We start from the raw sequence: 18427 nt of genomic DNA on the forward strand, positions 1-18427 counted from the left end.
TCAATTTAATTTACTCATCGACTAGATAAATTTATTTCGCTGGTGTTTTTTGCGCCGTAGCGTATAAGTCACTTTTTTATTAAGGGCACATTTATGACAGCAAAGTTAACTGTTGGTTGGCGTGAGTGGTTAAGTTTACCCGAGCTTGGCATCGAAAAGATAAAAGCAAAAGTTGATACTGGCGCCCGCACTTCATGTATTCATGCAATTAACATTGAAGAGTACGAAGAAGACGGTGAAAAGTGGGTGAAATTTATAGCCCAGCCTTTGCAAGACGATGAGCAAACACGCATTACTTGCAAAGCAAAGGTTAAAAAAATTAAGGCCGTAACCAGCTCTAGTGGGCAAAAAGAGTTGCGCTACTTTATAGAAACAACATTGCATGCAGGGCAGCACAGCTGGCCAATAGAAGTTACTTTAACGAGTAGAGCAACAATGAAGTTTAGAATGTTACTAGGGCGTACAGCCATGGAAAATCGTATAGTCGTTGATCCGGCTTTATCTCATTTATTAGATAGTTAAGGTTTTAACTATGAAAATTGGTATTTTATCTCGCAACAGAAATTTATATTCAACGCGTCGCTTAATTGAAGCGGCAGAGGCACGCGGTCATGAGGTAAAGGTGATTGATGCGCTTCGTTGCTATATGAATATAAACTCAGAGCAGCCAGAAATTCACTACCGTGGTGAAAATTTAAAAGATTTTGACGCCATTGTTCCGCGTATTGGTGCATCGGTGACGTTTTATGGTTGCTCTGTTTTACGTCAGTTCGAAATGATGGGGGTTTATCCTGTTAACGAATCGGTGGCTATTTCTCGTTCGCGCGATAAATTACGCTCACTTCAGCTGTTATCACGTAAAGGGGTAGGCATGCCGGTAACCGGTTTTGCCAGCAAACCAGATGACGTTAAAGATTTACTAGAAATGGTAGGCGGTGCTCCGGTTGTTATTAAATTACTTGAAGGCACACAAGGCATTGGTGTTGTACTTGCTGAAACACGTAAAGCGGCTGAAAGTGTTATTGAAGCGTTTATGGGTTTAAAAGCCAATATTATGGTTCAAGAATACATTAAAGAAGCCGGCGGAGCCGACATTCGTTGTTTTGTACTTGGCGATAAAGTAATAGCGGCCATGAAGCGCCAAGCGCAAGAAGGCGAGTTTCGCTCAAACCTTCACCGTGGTGGTAGCGCTACATTGGTACGCATTACCCCAGAAGAGCGTAAAACCGCCGTTGCTGCAGCAAAAGCAATGGGCTTAAATGTAGCGGGCGTTGATTTACTTCGCTCATCTCGTGGGCCGTTGGTAATGGAAGTAAACTCTTCTCCAGGCCTTGAAGGGATTGAAGTGGCAACAGGTAAAGATATTGCCGGTATGGTGATTGATTTCATCGAAAAAAATGCTGCTATTAAAGGAACCGCAACCCGTGGCAAAGGTTAAAATTAATCGTCCTTTTACCTTACTAGGTGAAAGTGTAGGCGTGGGCGAGCGTAAAACCCTTGCCTTAGAGGCTGCTAAACTTTACACCCATTCACCGCTCAATATTCCTATTGAGGTGGTTAATGGTGTAATGGAAGGCCCAGTGCTGATGGTGTGTGCCGCTATTCATGGTGATGAGCTAAATGGTGTAGAAGTTGTTCGCCAGCTGCTCTCTAAAATAGATGCAAGCCAACTGCGCGGAACCATAATTGCTGTGCCGATTGTTAATGTGTTTGGCTTTATTCATAAATCACGTTATTTACCCGATAGACGTGATATGAACCGCAGCTTTCCGGGCTCTGAGCGTGGATCGCTAGCGGGGCGTATGGCACATATGTTTTTTAATCAGGTGGCGGTACATTGTACCCACATTATTGATTTACATACGGGGGCTATTCACCGAACTAACTTACCGCAAATACGTGCTAACTTAGATGATGAAGCAACCGCTGATATGGCCAAAGCATTTGGTACGCCAGCGGTCATAAATGCATCCCTTCGTAATGGCTCATTACGTAGTGAAGCCGCCAATTTAGGTATACCGGTTATTACTTACGAAGCCGGTGAAGCCCTACGCTTTGACCCTATTGCCATTGCAGCAGGTGTGCAGGGTGTGGATTATGTGATGCGGCATTTAAAAATGATCCGCGGCAAGCGTCCTAAAAAACTGCCCGATCCTATTATTGCAGGGTCTACAAGTTGGATACGCGCTGAGGTAGATGGCATTGTGCGTGCGCAAGTATCGCTAGGTGAACACGTAGAAAAAGGCCAAGTGCTGGCGTACATAAGTAGCCCATTAGGTGATGCCGAGCTTGAGCTTTTAGCGCCTAAGGGCGGTATTGTGATAGGCCAGCAAACTATGCCACTAGTAAACGAAGGGGATGCGGTATTCCACCTTGCTTACTTTGCAAATGATAACAGCTTAGTAGAGCAGCAATTAGAGCATTTTATTGACGAAATAAATGATTTAGATGAAGAGCTTAAAACAGCTGAGCTAAATAATTAGCATTATGTTAGCTAGTAAAAAGCCGCAGTGAGGTTTGCCTTACTGCGGCTTTTTTGCGGATATGACTTTTAAAACTATGTCTTTTTAGGGCCAATAATCCGTTTTATTACCGGTGCCTTTGTAGGCTTAGGTTCTTTATTTAATACCATAACCGGGCGTGTCACAAACAGGTTATTAGGGTAAACAACTCGGTGCCCATCCACATGCTCAAGTAGCACGTTCATTAAACCTAATTCGACAATGCGCCCTTCTATATGGTTTGCGCCATCAACAATACGCACCCAATTTCCCACATGAAAACCATTTTGAATAAACATGAGTAAAAAAGCGGTAAGGTTACTAAGCAGCGACCAAGCGGCAAATAAAGCGACCCCGAGCATAGCAAATAATGATGAGCCCAAAACTAATAGCCCGCGCAGCTCTATACCCCAAAATATAAGCACTAAGCACAGCACTACAAACGCGAGTATTATTTTTAATAACAGCTCAGCTCTAAATTTACGATGAACATCTACTTTTCCTTTTATGGCTTTTTCGAGCAACTTTTTAGTGACTTTTAATAAAAGAGGAAAAAGTAAAATGGCCATAAGGGTAACAATCAATTTATATTGCGTACCCATTAGCTCTAAAAGCGCAAACAACTCCAAAGTGTGATCCCGTACTGTTTTTAGGAAAATTTAAAGCGCTAGTGTAACGCTTTCGTTTATTGCTCGCTATTTAAAAGGTGTTTTTAACACTCACGAGCCACTGCACCGAATCAACATCGTCGTAGCTATCAAGCGGGGCGGCAATATCAAGGTGGATCATGGTGCCAGAGTTTGCTCTGCTAGGTGCTAAACGCAAACCCACACCAACATTTTTTAAAACATGATCGTTTTCGCCGTTGTCTTCATCGTTAAACCAAGCGCGGCCAACATCAACAAAGCCCGCTGCACCGACTTTAAATAGCTGCAGTAAATCGTACTCCCAGTAATAGCGTTTTTCTAGGCTGACTAAAAAGCTACGGTCGCCGTGCTGGTAATCCATAGGATAGCCACGAAGGCCCGTTTCGCCGCCAAGTGTTAGCTGCTTATCGGCGGTTAGGTTTTTAGCATACTGAGCACGGGCTTTAACAAACCAGGATTGGTTTTCGCTGGTATTTAAGTAGTACTGCACTTCGCTGGTGGCTAAAAAGTTTTCTAGTTGTTTTTGCTCTTTATTCCAATAACCATCCACTTGAGCACTAAAACGCCACAGCGTTCTGTCGGTAGTAAAGTGTGCTTTTTTAGCTTTTAACGAATACACGGCTCTGCTGTCATCATTACTTAGTGATTCATCTGAGTAGCCTAATAGGGCTTTAATATTCCACCCTAAATTTAAATCTTCGGTGCGCGAAATACTGTCAAAATTACGCACTTTTATATAACTGTCTTCAAACCAATGACCACTCACATAGGGGTAACTTAGTTGCCTGTTTCTGGCCAAGGGAGCAAAGGTTGTTTCTATTTCTGCAAAGCTGTCTTCTTGGTTTACATAGCCAAGCGTTAAGCGCTGTGTCCAGCTATCAGATAATGCTTTAGAGTGGCCTAAAAAAGCGCTAAAAAAATCGGTTGTTTGATCAAACTCACTGTATTCATCACCACGGCGATACAACGACTCTTCTCGCTGTTCAGAAAAGCTTTTAATACCATAGCTATAAGGTGTATCTATGGCGTAAAACGGATAGGTTAGCTCTAATAAGTGGCGTTTTCCGTCACTGTTGTCGGCATACTCTAAGCGCCCGCGATACCGGCTAGATAATATATTAGGATCGTCATAAACAAATAAATAACCATTACGATCGCTGTCGGTGGTGCGTGAAAACGACAAGCGCTTGCCCCAACCCAGTAAATTGGATTCGCGAAAGCCAATACTCGATTTATTTTCGCCACCGCTGCGGCTAAAGCTTATTTCGGGTAGTAAAGTCCATAAATCGCGAGTTACCACCGTTACATCTACGTTGCCGTCGCAGTTTTCAACCGCGCTTATTTGCGCATCATATAAATAGTTTTGTTGGCGTAATAAACGCTCTGACTCAGCGAGTTTTCTGGCATTGTAATTATCGCCTTGTTTAAATAACAAAATATTACTAATAACGTCTGGCTCGGTTTGAATATGCGCGCGGTTGGCAAAACGAAAAAGCGCGTTATTTTCCTCCTCCAGCTCGGTATTAAAAACGTTAAGTTGTTTAAGGGTAATTGAGGTTATTTGGGCGTCGCTGCGACTATTAATCAGTGTGGTTTTATCTTCAACCTCACGGCGTAAATTATTGCTTTTGTCTGAGTGAGTTTGCACAGCGGAGCAGGTGTTAGTTTTATTGGGTGGTTGTTGTGCAAAGGCCTTAGGCGCACTAAAGCTTACAAGGGCTAAGCTTATACAACAGTGTGCAATCCATTTTCTATTCACCATTCAACCTCTTCAATACTACTGCAAATATGAGTCGTAATATCAGCTTACATCATTGTTATTACAATGTAAGTAAAAGGTATGGATTTTGAAACTAATTAATTGTTACCGTTATGCACCTTTGTTAATTAGTGCATATGCGAGGCGTTTTAGCCTAAGTAAAAAGCAAGGGCTGCTAATAAATGCTCGGCTTCTTGGCCTTCGCCATTAATCCAAATACTTTCGCTGTAGTGTTCAAAATTTAAATTAAAGGTTTGCTGTTGATAGCTAAAGCGCAATTGATGACGGTCAGCACCCCCTGCGTAGTCAATAATTGTTATTTCATCGGCGTGTAAAAACAGCGTGCTCCACAGCTCAAAGTCTTCATCGTGTGGGGCTTCTACCGGGCTTATAACAATGCATTTATGGGCGTGATTGTATTCAATTTGGGTCATAGTTTACTTAATTGCTAGCAAGGTAATTACGAATGGCCGTTAAAAATTCGCCGCCATATTTATTGAGTTTGGTAAAGCCAACGCCCGACACCTTTAAAAATTCGCTGTCGTTGGTGGGCATTAATTGCGCCATTTCGGCTAAGGTTTTATCGTTAAATACAACGTACGGCGGTACATCGTCGGCATCAGCGAGTTCTTTACGCAGAGCCCGTAAGCGGGCAAATAGTTTTTTATCGTAGTTAAACTGCGCCAGTTTATCTTGGTATACGTGTTTAGCTTGTAAGCGCGGCTCGGCAAGCTGTAGAGCGTATTCACTTTTAAGCACTGCGCGTGCTGCTTCGGTTAAGCGCAGCGAGGCACCTTGGGTAATATCTTGGCTTAACAAGCCTTGGTGTATAAGTTGGCGTAATATACTGAGCCAAAATTCACTGCTTTTGTCTTTGCCTATGCCATAGGTGCTGAGTTCGTGGTGGTTGTTGTCGCGTATGCGGCTGGTATTAGCACCGCGTAATAATTCTACAATATAGCCTAAGCCAAAACGCTGCCCAGCTCGGTACACACACGAAAGCGCTTGTTGCGCTACTAATGTGCCATCAAAGCTTTTTGGTGGGTTAATGCAAATATCACAGTTGCCACATTGCTCGCGTTTATACTCGCTAAAGTAGTTTAATAGTATTTGCCGGCGGCATGTTTGCGCCTCGGCAAAGCTGGCCATGGCATTAAAGCGTTGTTCTTCTACGCGGCGGCGTTGTTCATCGTCTATGTCTTCAAAAAAGCGCCTAACGCGGCCTATATCGGCGGGATCAAAATACATAATGGCTTCTGCGGCTAAGCCATCACGCCCAGCGCGGCCAGTTTCTTGATAGTAGGCTTCAATACTTTTTGGAATATCGTAATGCAGAACAAAACGCACATTTGGTTTATTTATGCCCATACCAAAGGCAACGGTCGCAACGACTATTTGAATGTCGTCACGGGCAAATCCGGTTTGCACAAATTGGCGTTGCTCGTTGCTCATGCCGGCATGGTACGCGGCGGCATTTAAACCTGCATCAGCGAGTTTTTCGGCAATGTCATCAACGCGTTTACGGCTAGTGCAGTAAATAATGCCACTTTGATTTTTTTGCTCTTTTAAATAGCGCAGTAGTTGCGCCATGGGCTTGAACTTTTCTTCGATGGTGTAACGAATATTCGGTCTGTCGAAGCTGCCGGTATGTATATAGGGCTGTTGTAATTTTAATTGCTCAACTATATCAAAGCGGGTCGCTTTATCGGCCGTGGCGGTCAGTGCCATCATAGGTACATGGGAAAAGCGCTGCTTAAGCTCATTTAATCTAAAGTAATGAGGTCTAAAGTCATGCCCCCAATGCGATACACAATGTGCTTCGTCAATTGCAAATAAGCTGATATTTAAGTGGCTGAGTCGCTCAGTAAATTCATGCTGAAGCACTTTTTCAGGGGCAACATACAGTAATTTTATTAGCCCTTGGTGCAATTGTTGGTACACTAATTGTTGCTCTTCGCGAGCCAGGCTATTATTAATGTAAGCGGCTTTAACACCTAATGCTTGCAGTTGCGTTACTTGGTCTTGCATGAGCGAGATAAGCGGTGAAATTACCACAGTAACCCCTTCGAGCACTAACGCTGGTACTTGGTAACACACTGATTTACCGCCGCCTGTAGGCAGAAGTACCAAAGAGTCTTGGCCATTAATGGCCGCGTCGATCACCGCTTTTTGGCCATCACGAAACTCGCTGTAGCCAAACACTTGTTTAAGAACCGTGTCGGGCTTGCGGACCAATGTGCTAGGTGTAGGGGGTAGAGTATTCATCGGCGGCTATTTTAGTGTTTTTTTAATAGGATGTCTTTAGCTTAGAGGTAAATGATTTAATTAGTGCCTCGTGGTTTTGCTTCAGGTATGCTTAACTCATCGTACCAGTGTTAATTTAAACATAGAGAATAATAATGAATAAAGAAATGTTAATTGAACAAGTTGGCGCATTGTTTGTAAATGGCATGCCATTTAATCAGTTTTTAAATATCTCGGTAGAGTCGCTCAGCCCTGAGCAAGCTAAAATTACCTTTCCTTGGCAGGATGTATTTATAGGCAATCCTGCACAAAAAATTCTTCATGGCGGTATTATATCGGCGGTGCTCGATAATGTGGGCGGCATGCTTGCAGCAGCCAGTGTTATTGATAAATTAACCGACCTCGATATCCCTAGCGTACAGCAAAAGCTGGCTACCTTAGGCACTATTGATTTGCGCACAGATTATTTGCGCCCTGGCAAAGGGGAAGCATTTACAGCCAGTGCTACTTTGATCCGCTCTGGTAATAAAGTGTGTGTATGTAGAATGGAGCTACACAATGAAAAGGCAATCCAAATCGCCTTTGGTACAGGTACGTATTTAGTAGGTTAAAGCTGCTAATTACGTACGGCTAAAATAAAAAGCTTTGCCTTGCGCTGAGCTTTAGTTACCGCAAAATAAATCACTTAATAGCGCGAATTGGTATAAACTGTCGGCCTTTTAGTATGAATAAGTAGTATGTATGTCGATTGCAAACGAGCAGCGTAAAGGCGGTATTTTTGCCTGTTTAGCTTTTTTAATGTGGGGCTTAGCGCCTATTTATTTCAAACAAATACAGCATGTTTCTGCTTTTGAAATTTTAACTCACCGTGTTGTCTGGTCTGTGGTTTTTTTAGTGCTTGTGGTCAGTGTGCTTAAATACTGGGATAAGGTTAAGCGCATAGTTGCCCAGCCAAAAATTATTTTAATGTTAGTACTTACCTCTTCTATATTGGGCTTTAATTGGGGGCTGTTTATTTGGGCGGTTAATAATAACCATATGCTCGATGCCAGTTTAGGGTATTACATAAACCCATTACTTAATGTACTGTTGGGCATGCTATTTTTAGGCGAGCGGCTGCGAAAGTTACAAGGGTTTGCAGTATTTTTAGCCTTTGCGGGCGTAGTATTGCAATTGGTCAGTTTTGGCTCGTTTCCGGTGGTGGCGTTTTCGCTTGCCACGTCTTTTGCTATTTATGGCTTACTGCGTAAAAAGTTACCAGTTGAAGCGCTGCCAGGCATTTTACTCGAAGCCCTAATTTTACTGCCTGTTGCATTAATTTACTGGTGGGTAATGGCACCAACGCCTACTTCCGATTTAGCCCTAAACGATTGGCATACCAATGCGCTGTTAATTAGTGCCGGTATTATTACTACGTTGCCGCTGCTTTGCTTTACCGGAGCGGCCAAGCGTTTGCAGTACACAACATTGGGCTTTTTTCAGTACATAGGGCCAAGTTTAATGTTTATGCTTGCTGTGGTGTTTTACGATGAAGTATTTGATGCAGAGCGGGTGATTACCTTTGCCTGTATTTGGAGTGCGCTGGCTATATTTACCTGGGACTCTTATCATCAATCGCGTAAGCGTAAAAAAGCGGCTGTTACCGCCGCCGAAGTTTAATACCTATGCGCAATAATAGTTTAAGCAAGTTGCTATAAAGCAGCGTTAAGGTTTAGCTTATTACTTTATTACGGCCGGTTTCTTTTGCATCATACAGCTTTAAATCGGCCTGTTTAAGTAACTCATCTATTTGGTAAATAGGGCCGCTTGCAAAACCAATAGAAATTGTAAATTTAATTTTTTCTTGGCTAAACTCTTGGCTATTAAGCTCTATAAATTGCCTAAACCCTTCAAGGCGTTTTAGCGCTTGCGCTGTGGTTGCATCAGTAAAGTAAACGGCAAATTCTTCACCGCCTAAGCGAGCGACTAGCTGCTTTTCAAAGTACTTTTTAAAACACACCGCCAACCCTTTGAGAACCTCATCGCCTGAATCGTGACCGTATGTATCGTTAATCGATTTAAAATGGTCTATATCAAGCATGGCGAGTGCACCATCTTGATTCGATTTTTTTAAATACTTGAGTGATTTGCTCGACTCTTCAAAAAAGTAGCGTCGATTAGGCAGATTCGTTAAGTAGTCAGTATTTGCTTGGCGTCTAATTGTTGCGATTTGCTCAAGCATGTCGACGTTTTGACTTAGTCGGCAGTAAAACTCTTCGCTGTTAAAGGGTTTATGGAGGTAGTCGTTGGCACCATTTTTTAAAAATAGGCTCGATAATGCTGACGAGTCAGCACCTGAAATACCGATAATGGCTTTTTCATCATTACTGTAAAGCCGGCGAATTTCGGCGCATAGCTCATCACCATTCATGTTTGGCATTTCGTTATCGGTAATAATAACAGACACGTCTTTTTGGCTTTCAAGTACCTCTAGCGCATCTTTGCCGTCCTTTGCTTCGAGTATTTGATACTTATGGCGCTTTAGTAAACTGCAAATGTATCTACGGGTAGAGGTTGAGTCGTCGACGACCAACACTTTTACGTTCTCGTTACGTGGTAAACGGCTTAGTTGTTTTTCTAGGTATTGGTAAGCCTGTTTGTTTTCTTTGATTATGTAATCAATTATTGGGTATTTTTCTACCGTGTCGCGAGTTTGTTTATCTATGTTGCCTGTCATTACTATGGTGGGAATGTCGGCATTAATAGTATACGGAATCGCCTCACCGGCAGGAGCATCGGGAAGGATAAAATCAACAACAGCGCAAAAGTAGCTATTGTGTTTTATTAGCTCTTTTGTTGCCGCTAAAGACTCGGCTATATCTACTTCGTAACCTGCTTTAAGCGCGATATGCTTTTGCACACGCGCTATAGTAGGCGTATCTTCAACTATGAGTATTTTTCGCGTCACGTAACAACCTTGTTTGATATTTTGCAAAAGTATTTGCTTATACAAGTTGTAACTGTTAAAACGCAAAAAAGCAAATATCTTAGAGGCTTATACGCTATCTGATTCGCTATAATCGTCTTGGCTTATTGGTACCGGCCCTGACATTTTTGAACGGCCAAAAAGTGTATGAAACTTGGTTTTACAGGTTGTTAGTTTTAAATATTTAACCCAGGCTTTTTCGATTGGGTTTGTAGGTTCTTTACTGCCACAAACTACGTCAACAAATTGCTCTTGTAGCGTATTTTGGGGTGCTAAAGTTTTATTATAAAGCCCTTTTAGTACAACGCCGTGTTGCTCTAATATGCTGGCTTCTAATAAGGTGAAGTTTCCGCTGCGGCTAAACCCGCGAGGAAAGTTTTGATCATCATAAAATTGACGTTGGCTAACAAACGCTTGGCGAAGTAGTGAAATATCGTTGCTCATAACTGTATCCTCATACCCTGTTTATTGCTGGAGTATGATGCAAGTTTGACAATTTATTAAACAAGTTATTTTTATCGTGAGGATAAAAAATTGGATATAGATTTATTAAAAACATTTGTAGAGGTTGTGCGCACGCGTCACTTTGGTAAAGCGGCCGAAAACCTGTATATCACTCAATCGGCAGTAAGCTTTCGAATTCGCCAATTAGAGCAGGGGTTGGGTGTAAACTTGTTTATTCGCCAGCGTAACAATATTCAATTAACGGCGCCAGGAGAGCGATTGCTTCCGCACGCTAAAATGATCATCACCGGCATGCAGCGTGCCAAAGTCGATGTAGCACTTGCCGATAACATGCACAAGCAAATAAGTTTAGCGGGTACACCTAATATATGGGATGCGTTTTTACAATTTGGCATTACTAATATTGTGTCGGCTATGCCTGGGGTCTCGTTGGTCGCAGAGGTTAAAGCCCAACAAGAAAGCACGCGGTTATTATTAGAGCGTACGCTTGATTTAGCCATTTTATTTGACCCCCCTAAAGTAGACGAGCTTGTGGTTGAGCGAATTTGCGAGCTGCCAATTATTCCGGTTAGTGGCTATGACACGGCCACTAACGAGAACTTTTTTGATAACCAATATGTATATGTTGATTGGGGTACTACGTTTTCACTATGGCATGCGCGCCAATTTACCGGTAAAACGCCGCCTTATTTTAGAACCAGTACGGGACGTATTGCCCTTGATTTAATTCTTCAGTGTGGCGGCAGTGCGTTTATCCCCGAGGTACTTGTTGAATCTCACCTAGAAAAGGGTGAGCTGTTTCATGTAAAAGACGTAGAACATACTTCGCGTGATATTTTTGTGGCCTACCACAGAGACAACGAACAAAAAGAGCTAATAGAAACCCTGATTAACTTATTACCTAAAATAAATGCTTATCAGCCTGTTGATGAACACTAAATACCGACTATGATTTTTAATGAGGTTGAATAGGTACAATTTTGTTTATTAAATATTCATGTCGGTTTGTTTTCAGAATTTAGACACTTTTATTAAAATAAAAAGACAAAAATGTTTCCTTTGTAATATATCTGTCATTTAACGGTGACAAACTGCAGCTGTTTTAAAAATTAGTCTTGTGATTATCGAGGAAATAACATGAATTTTGTAAAATCGAGCTTATGTGTTGCACTAGTAAGTGGTTTATCTTTTAGCGCGTTTGCAGAGGTTGATGTATACGGTAAAGCGAATGTTACTGTGCAATCGTCTGATGATGGCGAAGGGTCTTTCACTGAAATTAAAAGTAATGCATCTCGCTTTGGACTAAAAGGGTCTGAAAAGATTACTGATGGATTAGAAGCGGTTTATAAGTTTGAGTTTCAAGTTGATGTATCTGATGCTGACTCTAAAGGTGATAACGACGACAATATTTCTGCACGTAACCAGTATGTAGGTTTAAAAGGTGCATATGGTCAAGTTGTTGTGGGTCGTAACGATACAGCGCTTAAACAATCGCAAGGTAAGTTAGATTTATTTAATGACCTTGAAGGCGATATTAAAAATGTCTTTAAAGGTGAAAACCGCCTAGGTGATTCAATCACTTATACATCTAAAAGCTACGAAGGCTTTAAAGTACTTGCTACATTTGTTGCCGAAGATGACGTAGATGCAGATAACGGCTATTCAATGGCGGTTACCTACGGTGACTCTGCACTTAAAAAGAGTGCGGTATACGCCTCGGTTGCAGCCGATAGCGAAGTAAATGGCTACGATGTAGTGCGTGCGTCAATTCAAGGTAAAGTAGAGAGCTTTAAATTAGGCGCTATGTACCAAACTCAAGAAAAAGTAGACGGTAGCGCAGAAGCTGACGGCTATTTATTAAACGCAGCCTACAGCATGGGCAAAAACACGTTTAAAGTGCAATACCAAGCAATGGACTTTGATGACAGCGACGACAAAACGGCAGTTTCTGTAGGTGTTGATCATAAGTTTAATAAAAACATTAAAGTATTTGGTTTTTACTCAAGCTTTGATATGGACAACAATGTTGACCAAGACTACGTTGGCCTAGGTATGGAATACAAGTTTTAAGCGTTGCTTAAACACTCCCTTTATTAACCGCGCTCTAATGAGCGCGGTTTTTTTTGCTTTAAATTATTTACTTACCCGCCCATAATAGACCCTCATTTGGAATGGGGTGAAATTCCTCAACTATTCCCGTAACTGTAATTAGCACCACGCTTTAAGTCAGATACAAATGAGACATATCAATCAGCATGAGAAGTTCTAGATTGGTATACTTTTTTAACGAGCGGGTAAACTCATTTTTATTGATGCACTAGTCTTTTAGCTGTGTGTTAGTGAGTGCACGCTTTCCAAGGACTCACTTTTGCAAACTACATTAGCGCCAAATACACCCTTATTAAACGTTCAAAATGTGTCGTGGGAAGTCGATGATCACGCCATTTTAAACAATATTAATTTACACATAGCTAAGGGTAAGTTTATTGGGTTAATTGGCCCAAATGGGGCGGGTAAGTCGAGCTTACTGCGCTGTTTGTATCGCTTTAATAAACCGACCGCTGGTAACGTTACCTTTAATCAGCAGGATATTTGGCAGCTTAAAAGTGAAGACTACGCAAAATATGTTGCTGTAGTTCTACAAGAAACGCCTGCGCAATTTAACCTAACATTATTTGATGTGGTTGCCCTTGGGCTTACACCTCATAAGTCATTATTTAGCGCCACCACCCACAGCGACAAACAAAAAATTACACAGGCAATAAAAACCGTAGGGCTTGAGCAACAGTGTAAGCAAAGTTTTGAATCGCTTTCGGGGGGCGAAAAGCAACGTGCATTGATTGCCCGCGCTATAGTGCAGCAACCGCAATTACTCATCATGGATGAGCCAACTAGCCATTTAGATGTTAAATATCAAATACAAGTGATGGAACTGGCAAAATCGCTAGGGGTCACTGTGTTTGCCTCATTTCATGATTTAAATTTAGCAGCCGCTATGTGCGATGAGCTGGTGGTTATTAATAAAGGTAAAATAACACATACAGGTTCGCCTGAGCAGGTACTTAGTGAGGACATGCTAGCGGATGTTTTTGGGGTATGTGCGCGCGTAACTAGCCACCCTCAGCGCACAGATAATGGCCAAACTATTCCTCATATTACTTACTTTTATGGCTATTAATTAAATGGATATAACAAAAATAAACCAGTGGACAATATTTATAGCAGCCGTGTTAATTGCACTGAGCAGCCTTTTTAGCGCACTGAGTTTTGGCGCCGCAGATACGCCGTTAAGTGATGTGCTCACAGGGGTTTTATCTGCAGGAGAGGGCTCGTTTAACGCGCGTATTATTTATGAGCTTAGGTTACCTCGTACCTTACTTGCCTTTATGGCGGGCGCAGGTTTGGCTATTGCAGGGCTTATTTTACAAACGGTTACTCGTAACCCGCTCGCTGATCCGTATTTATTTGGCATATCGTCAGGCGCGTCGTTTGGGGTAGTACTGCTTATGGCCGTTGCGAGTATTAGTGCAGGGTTTATGTTATCGGCTGCTGCCTTATTAGGGAGCTTTTTAGCAATGGGCTTATTGATACTTATTGCTGGGCGGCAAAAAAGGTCGCAAGTAGAGTCTATGTTGCTAGCGGGGGTAGCGCTGTCATTTTTATTTAGCGCATTTACAAGTTTATTGCTGTATTGGAGTGACCCGCAAGCAGTGGCTGGTATTTTGTTTTGGACGTTAGGCAGCTTTGCCCGCGCACAATGGGCCACGTTATGGTTGCCATGCGTGGTTATAGTGGTGTGTATTAGCTTTATGCTGAGCTTTAAAAGGCAGTTAAATGCGCTGCTTCTTGGCGATGAAAGCGCGATAACGCTTGGGGTCCGTGTGCACCGTTTTAGAATTTTAATGCTGGTATTGAGCTCGTTAATAACGGCCGTGCTGGTGGCCCTATGTGGCGGTATTGGTTTTGTAGGTTTAATGGTGCCGCACATAGTGCGCTTTTTTATATCTCAGGGCAGTACTGCTGGCTTACTAATTACCAGCTTAGTGGGCGGCACGTTTATGGTGTGGGTTGACGTGCTTTCGCGCTCATTACTTAAAAATCAAGAGCTCCCTGTAGGGGTGATCACAGCAGCTATGGGTAGCGTATTTTTTTTAAGCTTACTCTTTTTTAGAAAAACAAAGGCATAGTGCTGATGAAAACCTTAATGATTCAGGGCACTACGTCGGATGCCGGAAAAAGCACCTTAGTCGCTGCGCTTTGCAGAGTGTTTGCAAAGCGAGGTATAAAGGTCGCGCCTTTTAAACCGCAAAATATGGCGCTTAATAGCGCGGTTACAAAAGAGGGGGGCGAAATAGGCCGTGCGCAAGCTTTGCAATCCATAGCCGCTAAAGTAGAGCCTCAAAACGACTTTAACCCCATATTGCTCAAACCAAATAGTGATACGGGCGCACAAGTCATTATACATGGAAAAGCCATTAGTAATATGGAGGCAGGGGCGTATCATAACTATAAACAGGTTGCGATGGATGCAGTGCTTGCCTCGCATAAACGCCTAGCAAAGCAGTTTGATTTATTATTGGTTGAGGGCGCAGGCAGCCCCGCAGAAATAAACCTACGCGAGAACGACATTGCCAATATGGGTTACGCAGAAGCGGTAGATTGCCCCGTCATTATTATTGCCGATATAGACAAAGGCGGTGTGTTTGCGCATTTAGTGGGCACACTTGCGCTATTAAGCGAATCCGAGCAAGCGCGCGTAAAAGGCTTTGTTATAAACCGCTTTAGAGGCGATATAAGCTTGCTACAAAGTGGGCTAGATTGGCTTGAGCGCTACACAAAAAAACCAGTGCTTGGAGTGCTGCCTTATTTGCATGATTTAGCACTTGATGCCGAAGATGCTGTAGCAATAGATAACACGGTGACGACTGCCACCATTAATATAGCCGTGCTTTTATTGCCGCATATTAGTAACCATACCGATTTTGATGCATTGCGGCTGCACCCAAATATTAATATAAATTATGTACGCCACACACACGCGATCCCACCGGTTGATCTGATTATTATTCCCGGCAGTAAAAACGTGCTGGGTGATTTAAGTTTTGTAAAAAATGAAGGCTGGGATACGCAAATAAAGCGGCACTTACGCTATGGTGGCAAAGTATTGGGTATCTGTGGTGGTATGCAAATGTTGGGAAATAGCATTGCTGATCCGATGGGGGTTGAATCGTCATTAAATCGTGTTAAAGGCCTTGCATTAAGTGACTTTGATACCACTCTAAGCACCCAAAAAGTACTCACTAAAGTAACGGCGGCTATGCAGTTAAATGATTTGCAAACACCGTGTAGCGGCTACGAAATTCATGCCGGCATTAGTGAAGGCGCAGCACTTGATAAGCCATTTTTAACGTTTAACGCGCACCCTTATGGGTTTGAAAACGATGGCTTTATTAGTGATGATAATGCCATTGCTGGTACTTATTTGCATGGCTTGTTTGATGAACCCGCTGCCACACTGCAAATTTTAAAGTGGGTAAAAAGCGATGCAACCATACAACCTGTGAGTATTGTAGCGCACCGCGAGCAACAACTTGAGCGCTTGGCCACTATGTGCGAGGCGCATTTGAACATACAACACATTATATCGATTTATGAAGGAGATAATAATGACGGATACAAATAACGATAAGCACCAGCAGCGCCAACAAAAAGTAAAAGAGCAGGTAGATGCACGCGTGGCTGCTGCACAAGATGTTAAAGGGATATTTCAGGTAATTACGGGTAATGGTAAAGGTAAATCCACCTCAGGCTTTGGTGTGGTTGCTCGCTGCGTAGGGCATGGTAAAAAAGCCGCTGTTTGTCAGTTCATTAAAGGCACATGGGAGTGTGGAGAGCGTAACTTATTACAAGGCGCAGGGGTTGAATTTGCCGTTATGAATACCGGTTTCACATGGGATACGCAAAACAAAGAAGCCGACACCGCAGCCGCGCAAGCAACATGGCAAGAGTCAAAGCGTATGCTTGCAGATAGCAGTATTGATTTAGTATTACTTGATGAGCTTACCTACATGGTGACTTACGGTTATATTAATTTAGATGAGGTAGTAAACGCGCTAAATAATCGCCCTCCCATGCAATCGGTTATTATTACAGGTCGCGCAGCGCACCGCACGTTAACAGACCTTGCCGATACAGTAAGCGAAGTGCGCAATGTTAAACACGCCTTCGACTCGGGTATAAAAGCACTAGAAGGGTTTGATTACTAATGTATAAAGCGTTTTTTACTGCACTGCTGTTATTGAGTTCAGGGGGCAGTGCCGTGGCCCGTGATACAGCTGCGCCAGATAAACTGCGCGTTGTAGCACTTGCACCGCATATAGTAGAAAACCTATTTGCTATAGGTGCGGGAAGTAATATTGTTGGCACTGTTGATTACGCTGATTACCCAAATGAAGCTAAAAGTATTGAACGCATTGGTGGTTACTATGGTATTTCCCTTGAAAAATTATTAGCGCTAAAACCCGATTTAGTGATTGGTTGGAAAAGCGGTAACCAAAGTGAAGATTTAGAACAAATTAAACGCCTTGGTATAAAAATACATTTAAGTGCTCCCAAAAAAATAGAAGAAGTTGCAAACGAGCTGATTGCTTTTGGAAAATTTACAGGGCGTATTGAGCAAAGTAAGCAAGTAGCAAACGCATTTATTACAAAGCTCAAAAATATTAAAAAGCAGCAGCAAAGCAAAAAAATATTAACTGGTTTTTATCAATTATGGCCAGAGCCAATGATGACGGTAAGTGAAAATACATGGATAAACCAGCTTATTGAAACATGTCATGTAAGCAATGTATTTGCACATAGCCCAACCGACTACCCGCAAATAAGTATTGAAAACGTGGTGATTAAAAAACCACAGATTATTATTATTCCTGATGAACAGGCCGATAAGCCGCAACCGAAAATTAATTGGCAAAAATGGCCAGAAGTCCCCGCTGTAAAACATAACCAATTTATACGTGTAAATGCCGATTTATTACATCGTTTTACACCGCGCATGCTAGATGGACTGGCAAATATGTGTGATAAAATAGATGCATCACGCAAACAAATTAAGAGTATACAATGAGCGATTGGCCAGCCTTTTTAGAGTATGAATTACAGCAACCTTATATGCAGCAAACATTAGATTATGTAGCAAAACGCCGTGTCGAAGGTGTTGCTGTGTACCCACCCAAAGAGCAAGTATTTAGCGCCTTTGAAGCGACAGCCCTTAACAATATTCGCGTGGTTATTTTAGGCCAAGACCCATACCACGGAGAAGGCCAAGCCCATGGCTTATGTTTTTCTGTGTTGCCAGAGGTTAAAAAGTTACCGCCGTCGTTAAAAAATATGTACAAAGAATTGGCAACGGATATTCCCGGTTTTGAAATACCAGACCATGGCTACTTACAAAGCTGGGCAGAGCAGGGCGTGTTTTTACTCAATACAGTACTCACGGTTGAGCAAGGCCAAGCGCACTCGCATAAACATTTAGGGTGGGAGCAATTTACCGATAACGTGATAGCCCATATAAATGCACACTGCAAAGGAGTGGTGTTTATTTTATGGGGCGCTCATGCGCAAAAAAAAGGTAAAAATATTAACAGCGCTCGCCATCATATTTTAAAAGGGCCGCACCCATCGCCGCTTTCTGCGCATCGTGGTTTTTTTGGCTGTAAGCACTTTTCACAAACAAATGAATTGTTACAAGCCCAAGGCGATACGCCCATTAACTGGCAGGTTTAATTGATATATTAAAAAAGGCTTTCGTATTATGAAAGCCTTTTGCTTAGTTATTGAGTATTAA

Annotated in this window: 19 protein-coding genes and 1 riboswitch; of the genes, 13 read left to right on the forward strand and 6 right to left on the reverse strand. The window is 42.4% G+C overall.

From position 1 onward, the window contains the following. The first annotated feature begins 93 nt into the window (after window positions 1-93). From PSH41_RS09620 to PSH41_RS09630, 3 genes are read left to right on the forward strand one after another with little or no spacing between them, the layout of a single operon-like run. Window positions 94-522 (forward strand): ATP-dependent zinc protease family protein, encoded by a 429-nt coding sequence (locus PSH41_RS09620; protein WP_248442692.1) that lies wholly within the window; start codon window positions 94-96, stop codon window positions 520-522. Window positions 523-532: 10 nt separating this feature from the next. After that, window positions 533-1438, forward strand: a complete 906-nt coding sequence (gene rimK, locus PSH41_RS09625; RefSeq protein ID WP_004587974.1) for a 30S ribosomal protein S6--L-glutamate ligase — start codon at window positions 533-535, stop codon at window positions 1436-1438. Next, complete coding sequence (locus PSH41_RS09630) at window positions 1425-2483, forward strand: succinylglutamate desuccinylase/aspartoacylase family protein (RefSeq protein ID WP_024031557.1); 1059 nt, start codon at window positions 1425-1427, stop codon at window positions 2481-2483. Before rimK ends, PSH41_RS09630 begins: the two co-directional genes overlap by 14 nt. Window positions 2484-2557: 74 nt before the next feature. Here PSH41_RS09630 and PSH41_RS09635 read toward each other — a convergent pair whose 3' ends face one another. The 4 genes from PSH41_RS09635 to recQ all read right to left on the reverse strand — a co-directional run bounded on the left by PSH41_RS09635 (window position 2558) and on the right by recQ (window position 7172). Then, window positions 2558-3130 (reverse strand): mechanosensitive ion channel domain-containing protein, encoded by a 573-nt coding sequence (locus PSH41_RS09635; RefSeq protein ID WP_029772372.1) that lies wholly within the window; start codon window positions 3128-3130, stop codon window positions 2558-2560. A gap of 70 nt (window positions 3131-3200) precedes the next feature. Continuing rightward, window positions 3201-4910, reverse strand: coding sequence for a POTRA domain-containing protein (locus tag PSH41_RS09640; protein ID WP_273588910.1), 1710 nt, complete (start codon window positions 4908-4910; stop codon window positions 3201-3203). Between the two features lie 146 nt (window positions 4911-5056). After that, on the reverse strand, window positions 5057-5341 hold the full coding sequence (locus PSH41_RS09645) for a DUF3630 family protein (RefSeq protein WP_126005944.1): 285 nt from the start codon (window positions 5339-5341) through the stop codon (window positions 5057-5059). Window positions 5342-5348: 7 nt separating this feature from the next. After that, window positions 5349-7172 (reverse strand): DNA helicase RecQ, encoded by a 1824-nt coding sequence (gene recQ / locus PSH41_RS09650; protein WP_273588911.1) that lies wholly within the window; start codon window positions 7170-7172, stop codon window positions 5349-5351. A gap of 134 nt (window positions 7173-7306) precedes the next feature. On the opposite strand from recQ, the gene PSH41_RS09655 reads away from it, so the two are divergent. Both PSH41_RS09655 and rarD read left to right on the forward strand, forming a co-directional pair. After that, entirely contained in the window at window positions 7307-7762 is a 456-nt protein-coding gene (locus PSH41_RS09655) for a thioesterase family protein (RefSeq protein WP_024031562.1), read from the forward strand. 130 nt (window positions 7763-7892) lie between these two features. After that, window positions 7893-8810 (forward strand): EamA family transporter RarD, encoded by a 918-nt coding sequence (gene rarD, locus PSH41_RS09660; protein ID WP_004587981.1) that lies wholly within the window; start codon window positions 7893-7895, stop codon window positions 8808-8810. Window positions 8811-8862: 52 nt separating this feature from the next. Here the strand turns inward: rarD and PSH41_RS09665 are convergent, their stop codons facing one another. Together PSH41_RS09665 and PSH41_RS09670 are read right to left on the reverse strand one after the other, a co-directional pair. After that, a complete protein-coding gene (locus PSH41_RS09665) occupies window positions 8863-10098 on the reverse strand; it encodes a response regulator (protein ID WP_264390060.1) in 1236 nt (411 codons plus the stop codon). An 87-nt stretch (window positions 10099-10185) separates the two neighbouring features. Beyond that, window positions 10186-10560 carry a DUF413 domain-containing protein gene (locus PSH41_RS09670; protein WP_004587983.1) on the reverse strand — a complete coding sequence of 125 codons (375 nt, stop codon included), beginning with the start codon at window positions 10558-10560 and terminating at the stop codon, window positions 10186-10188. A 90-nt stretch (window positions 10561-10650) separates the two neighbouring features. Between PSH41_RS09670 and PSH41_RS09675 the strand changes: the two genes are divergently transcribed. The 8 genes from PSH41_RS09675 (at window position 10651) to ung (ending at window position 18366) form a co-directional block, all read left to right on the forward strand. After that, complete coding sequence (locus PSH41_RS09675) at window positions 10651-11520, forward strand: LysR family transcriptional regulator (RefSeq protein ID WP_004587984.1); 870 nt, start codon at window positions 10651-10653, stop codon at window positions 11518-11520. Between the two features lie 198 nt (window positions 11521-11718). After that, the gene (locus PSH41_RS09680) at window positions 11719-12651 is read left to right on the forward strand and encodes a porin (RefSeq protein WP_273588912.1); all 933 of its coding nucleotides are present in this window, start codon (window positions 11719-11721) and stop codon (window positions 12649-12651) included. 98 nt (window positions 12652-12749) lie between these two features. Next, window positions 12750-12881, forward strand: a riboswitch (cobalamin riboswitch). 68 nt (window positions 12882-12949) lie between these two features. Next, complete coding sequence (locus PSH41_RS09685) at window positions 12950-13759, forward strand: ABC transporter ATP-binding protein (RefSeq protein ID WP_273588913.1); 810 nt, start codon at window positions 12950-12952, stop codon at window positions 13757-13759. Window positions 13760-13763: 4 nt separating this feature from the next. After that, on the forward strand, window positions 13764-14768 hold the full coding sequence (locus PSH41_RS09690) for a FecCD family ABC transporter permease (protein WP_273588914.1): 1005 nt from the start codon (window positions 13764-13766) through the stop codon (window positions 14766-14768). A 5-nt stretch (window positions 14769-14773) separates the two neighbouring features. Next, a complete protein-coding gene (locus PSH41_RS09695) occupies window positions 14774-16264 on the forward strand; it encodes a cobyric acid synthase (RefSeq protein ID WP_273588915.1) in 1491 nt (496 codons plus the stop codon). Continuing rightward, window positions 16248-16847 carry a cob(I)yrinic acid a,c-diamide adenosyltransferase gene (gene cobO, locus PSH41_RS09700; RefSeq protein ID WP_273588916.1) on the forward strand — a complete coding sequence of 200 codons (600 nt, stop codon included), beginning with the start codon at window positions 16248-16250 and terminating at the stop codon, window positions 16845-16847. The genes PSH41_RS09695 and cobO overlap by 17 nt, the downstream gene beginning before the upstream one ends. Further along, window positions 16847-17707, forward strand: a complete 861-nt coding sequence (locus PSH41_RS09705; protein WP_273588917.1) for a cobalamin-binding protein — start codon at window positions 16847-16849, stop codon at window positions 17705-17707. The genes cobO and PSH41_RS09705 overlap by 1 nt, the downstream gene beginning before the upstream one ends. Then, window positions 17704-18366: a uracil-DNA glycosylase gene (gene ung / locus PSH41_RS09710; RefSeq protein WP_055254846.1), complete on the forward strand. Its 663-nt coding sequence runs from the start codon at window positions 17704-17706 to the stop codon at window positions 18364-18366. Before PSH41_RS09705 ends, ung begins: the two co-directional genes overlap by 4 nt. Window positions 18367-18427 lie beyond the last annotated feature (61 nt).

This window comes from Pseudoalteromonas sp. CST2 (assembly GCF_028599385.1).
Taxonomy (GTDB): domain Bacteria; phylum Pseudomonadota; class Gammaproteobacteria; order Enterobacterales; family Alteromonadaceae; genus Pseudoalteromonas; species Pseudoalteromonas atlantica.

What these genes read in the sequence shown, in the direction of transcription:
- PSH41_RS09620 (WP_248442692.1), top strand. Translation starts at nt 94, where the DNA reads ATGACAGCAAAGTTAACTGTTGGTTGGCGTGAGTGGTTAAGTTTACCC.
- rimK (WP_004587974.1), top strand. Translation starts at nt 533, where the DNA reads ATGAAAATTGGTATTTTATCTCGCAACAGAAATTTATATTCAACGCGT.
- PSH41_RS09640 (WP_273588910.1), bottom strand. Translation starts at nt 4,910, where the DNA reads ATGGTGAATAGAAAATGGATTGCACACTGTTGTATAAGCTTAGCCCTT.
- PSH41_RS09645 (WP_126005944.1), bottom strand. Translation starts at nt 5,341, where the DNA reads ATGACCCAAATTGAATACAATCACGCCCATAAATGCATTGTTATAAGC.
- recQ (WP_273588911.1), bottom strand. Translation starts at nt 7,172, where the DNA reads ATGAATACTCTACCCCCTACACCTAGCACATTGGTCCGCAAGCCCGAC.
- PSH41_RS09655 (WP_024031562.1), top strand. Translation starts at nt 7,307, where the DNA reads ATGAATAAAGAAATGTTAATTGAACAAGTTGGCGCATTGTTTGTAAAT.
- rarD (WP_004587981.1), top strand. Translation starts at nt 7,893, where the DNA reads ATGTCGATTGCAAACGAGCAGCGTAAAGGCGGTATTTTTGCCTGTTTA.
- PSH41_RS09670 (WP_004587983.1), bottom strand. Translation starts at nt 10,560, where the DNA reads ATGAGCAACGATATTTCACTACTTCGCCAAGCGTTTGTTAGCCAACGT.
- PSH41_RS09680 (WP_273588912.1), top strand. Translation starts at nt 11,719, where the DNA reads ATGAATTTTGTAAAATCGAGCTTATGTGTTGCACTAGTAAGTGGTTTA.
- PSH41_RS09690 (WP_273588914.1), top strand. Translation starts at nt 13,764, where the DNA reads ATGGATATAACAAAAATAAACCAGTGGACAATATTTATAGCAGCCGTG.
- PSH41_RS09695 (WP_273588915.1), top strand. Translation starts at nt 14,774, where the DNA reads ATGAAAACCTTAATGATTCAGGGCACTACGTCGGATGCCGGAAAAAGC.
- cobO (WP_273588916.1), top strand. Translation starts at nt 16,248, where the DNA reads ATGACGGATACAAATAACGATAAGCACCAGCAGCGCCAACAAAAAGTA.
- PSH41_RS09705 (WP_273588917.1), top strand. Translation starts at nt 16,847, where the DNA reads ATGTATAAAGCGTTTTTTACTGCACTGCTGTTATTGAGTTCAGGGGGC.
- ung (WP_055254846.1), top strand. Translation starts at nt 17,704, where the DNA reads ATGAGCGATTGGCCAGCCTTTTTAGAGTATGAATTACAGCAACCTTAT.